Here is a 4,097-nt window from a genome sequence, read left to right on the forward strand (position 1 = left end):
TCCTGGTTGACCGCACTGCCCCGCACCACCGCGAGCACCGGGTGACCGTTGCGCCGGGCGTCCGACAGCCGCTCCAACAGCAGCATGCCGACGCCTTCGGCCCACGCGGCACCGTCCGCGGCGTCCGAGAAGGACTTGCAACGGCCGTCCGCGGCAAGCCCGCGTTGGCGGCTGAACTCCACGAAGACGGACGGTGTGGACATCACCGTCACACCGCCGGCCAGCGCCAGCGAGCACTCGCCATTACGCAGCGCCTGCACCGCGAGATGCAGCGCCACCAGCGACGACGAACACGCCGTGTCCACCGTCACCGCCGGACCCTCCAGACCCAGCGTGTAGGCCACGCGACCGGAGGCCACGCTCCCGGCGCTGCCGCTGCCGAGGTACCCCTCGAAACCCTCCGGGGCGGTCCGCAGCCGCGAGCCGTAGTCGTTGTACATCACTCCGGCGAACACGCCCGTCCGGCTGCCGCGCACCGCACCCGGGTCGATCCCGGCGCGCTCGAACGCCTCCCACGAGGTCTCCAGCAGCAGCCGCTGCTGCGGGTCCATGGCCAGCGCCTCACGCGGCGAGATCCCGAAGAAGTCCGGGTCGAAGTCGGCCGCCGTGTGCAGGAAGCCGCCCTCCCGCACGTAGCTCTTGCCCTTCCGCTCCGGGTCCGGGTCGTACAGATCCTCGATGTCCCAGCCACGGTCCGTCGGGAACGGCGACACCGCGTCGGTCCCCGAGGCGACCAGGTCCCACAGCTCCTCCGGTGTGCGTACGTCGCCCGGGAAGCGGCAGCTCATCGCGGTGACGACGATCGGGTCGTCATCGCTCGCGACGAGCGCCGGTACGGGGGTGGAGCCGACGGTTCCGACGCCCACGCCCGCCAGCTCCGCCAGCAGATGCCGGGCCAGTGCGACCGGCGTCGGGTGGTCGAAGACCAGCGTCGCGGGCAGCCGCAGCCCGGTGGCCGCGTTGAGCCGGTTGCGCAGCTCCACCGAGGTCAGCGAGTCGAAGCCCAGCTCCTTGAAAGCCCGGCCGTCGTCCACCGCGTCCGCCGAGCCATGGCCCAGTACGGTCGCGACATGGCCGCGGACCAGCTCCACCAGTGTGCGCAGTTGTTCGCTCTCGGGCCGCCCCGCCAGTTGCTGGGCCAAGCCCGCCGATCCGGCCGGGCCGTCGGCCGCCGCGGCGCGTGCACGCCTCACGGGTCCTCGGAGCAGGTCGCGCAGCAGAGCCGGTGCGGGCTCGTCGGTGTTGCGCAGCGCGGTGAGGTCCAGCCGCATCGGCAGCAGGACCGGTTCGTCCACCGCGAGCGCGGCGTCGAACAGCGCCAGGCCCTCGTCGGAGGAGAGCGGGACCAGCCCCGAGCGGGTCATGCGGGCGAGGTCCGCCTCGCCGACCTCACTGGTCATCGTGGAGCGCTGGGCCCAGAAGCCCCAGCCCAGTGACACGGCGGGCAGGCCTTGCGCCCGGCGGAGCTCCGCCAGGGCGTCCAGGAAGGCGTTGGCCGCCGCGTAGTTGGCCTGCCCGGCGCTGCCGAGCACGCCGGCCCCGGAGGAGAAGAGGACGAAAGCGGAGAGGTCCAGGTCGCGGGTGAGTTCGTGAAGGTTCCACGCCGCGTCCACCTTGGGCCGCAGCACCCGCTCCAGCCGGTCCGGGGTGAGACCGGCGACGAGACCGTCGTCGAGGACGCCGGCGGTGTGCACGACGGCGGTCAGCGGATACTCGGCCGGAATCCCGGCCAGCAACCCGGCCAACGCTTCCCGGTCAGCCACATCACAGGCCGCCACGCTCACATCCGCGCCCAGCCCGGACAGCTCCCGCACCAACTCGGCCGCACCCGGAGCCTGCGCACCACTACGACTCACCAACACCAGCCGCCGGACACCGTGTCCGGTCACCAGATGCCGCGCCACCAGACCGCCCAGCGTCCCCGTCGCCCCCGTGACCAGCACCGTCCCCGAACCAGGACCAAAGGCCCCGGCAGCGGCAAGTGCCGTCGGCGCGGCGGCGGGCACGAGCCGTGCCGCGTACGCCGTACCGGCGCGCACGGCGAGCTGCGGCTCGTCGGCGGCGAGCAGCCGCGCGAGCACCTCGTCCGTCAGGTCGGCACAGTCGGCGTGGCTGGTGTGATCGGTGTGGCCGGTGTGATCGGCGTCGAGGAGCACGAACCGGCCCGGGTTTTCCGTCTGGGCCGTCCGCAGAAGCCCCCACACGGCCGCGGCTGCCGGGTCGGGCGCCGCGTCGCCGGGCCCGGTCGTGACCGCGCCGCGCGTGACCAGCACGAGCCGGGAGGCGCCGAAGCGCTCGTCGGCGAGCCAGGTCTGAGTCAGTGTCAGGACTCGGCGGAGCGCGGTGTGCGCGGCGGCGGCCTCGGTCACGCCCTGCTCGGCGGCCGTGACGGTGAAGGGTACGACCACCGCGTCCGGCACCGAAGCGCCGGAAGCGACCGCATCCGTCAGCGCACCGAGGTCCGCGTACGTCTCACCGCCACCGGCACCGACCGAGACCCAGGTGACCGGGTCCTGGCCCGTGTCCTGGCCGGGCTCCGGCACAGCCGTCCACCGGACCCGGAACAGGGCGTCATGGTGGCCTCCGGGTGCGGCGGCCGCGAGCTGCTCGAGGTCGACCGGGCGCGCCACGAGGGACTCGGCCGACGCCACCGTCGCGCCGGTGGCGTCCGCCACCAGCACCGACACCGCGTCCGCACCCGCCGGGGCCAGCTTCACGCGCAGCGTCGTCGCGCCCGCGGCCCGCAGGGTGACGCCGCGCCAGGCGAACGGCAGCCGTGCCTGGTCGTCCGCGAAGAAGTCGCCCAGCCGCAGTCCGTGCAACGCCGCGTCAAGCAGTGCCGGGTGGATGCCGAAGCGGGCAGCCTCGTCCTGCTGGTCCTCCGGCAGAGCGACCTCGGCGAAGATCTCGTCGCCGCGCCGCCATGCTGCCCGCAGCCCCTGGAACACCGGCCCGTAGCCGTGTCCCGCGGCGGCGAACTCCTCGTACAGGGCTTCGGTGTCCAGCGCCGCCGCCCCGGTGGGCGGCCACGTCGTCAGCTCGTCGGCCGCCGGCTCCGTGGAGCGTGCCCCGCCGTCAGCCAGCGTGCCCGTCGCGTGGCAGGTCCACTGCTGCTCGTGGGGCTGGGTGGTCTCTGTACGGGAATGAACGGTCAGCGCGCGGCGACCGGACCCGTCCGGCTCGGCAACGGTCAGCCGCAGCTGAACGCCACCGCGCTCGGGAAGGATCAACGGCGCCTGAAGCGTCAGCTCCTCCACCACATCACAACCGACCTGGTCACCCGCACGGATCGCCAACTCCACAAACGCCGTACCCGGCAACAACACCGTGCCGCCGACCGCGTGATCCGCAAGCCACCCGTGCGACCGCAACGACAACCGGCCGGAGAAGACGACGCCGTCGGAGTCCGGGAGGTCCATCGCCGCACCCAGCAGCGGGTGTGCCGTGGGCAGCAGCCCGACCGAGCCCATGTCGCCGCCCGCGGTGGGGCTGACCTCCAGCCAGTAGGGGCGTCGCTGGAAGGCGTACGTGGGCAGCTCCACCTGCTCGGCGCCGGTGCCGGCGAACACCTTGGCCCAGTCGACGCGGACGCCATGCGTCCACGCCTCCGCAGCGGAGGCAAGGAAGCGGTCCAGGCCCCCCTCGTCCCGCCGCAGCGAGCCGACGACGCCGAAGTGCTCCGCGCCGCGCTCCGCGGCCGTGTCCTGCACCCCGGCCACCAGCACCGGGTGGGCCGAGACCTCGATGAAGACCGCGTCCCCGGCGGCGGCAAGAGCGCCGACCGTCTCCTCGAAGCGCACCGTCCGGCGCAGGTTCCGATACCAGTAACCCGCATCCAGTTCCGACGCGTCGAGCAACCGGCCCTCCACCGTCGAAAAGAACGGCACGACAGCAGGCTCAGGACGAATACCGGCCAGCACACGCGCCAGTTCATCCTCGATCCGCTCCACATGCGAGGTATGCGAGGCGTAATCCACCGGCACCTTCCGCGCCCGGACCCCCTCCGCCTCACACACCGCAAGCAACTCGTCCAAAGCCTGCGGATCACCGGCAACCACCGTCGAGGACGGACCGTTCAACGCCGCCACCTCAAGACG

General features: G+C 72.9%; 1 protein-coding gene. It reads right to left on the minus strand.

Annotated elements, in window-relative coordinates; translation table 11 throughout:
- Positions 1 to 4,097: SDR family NAD(P)-dependent oxidoreductase (locus tag ACIRU3_RS47395; protein ID WP_404070612.1), on the minus strand; the 4,097-nt coding region annotated here is incomplete at both ends.

Origin of the sequence: Streptomyces sp. NPDC101151, assembly GCF_044768335.1 — a bacterium.
Lineage (GTDB): Bacteria > Actinomycetota > Actinomycetes > Streptomycetales > Streptomycetaceae > Streptomyces.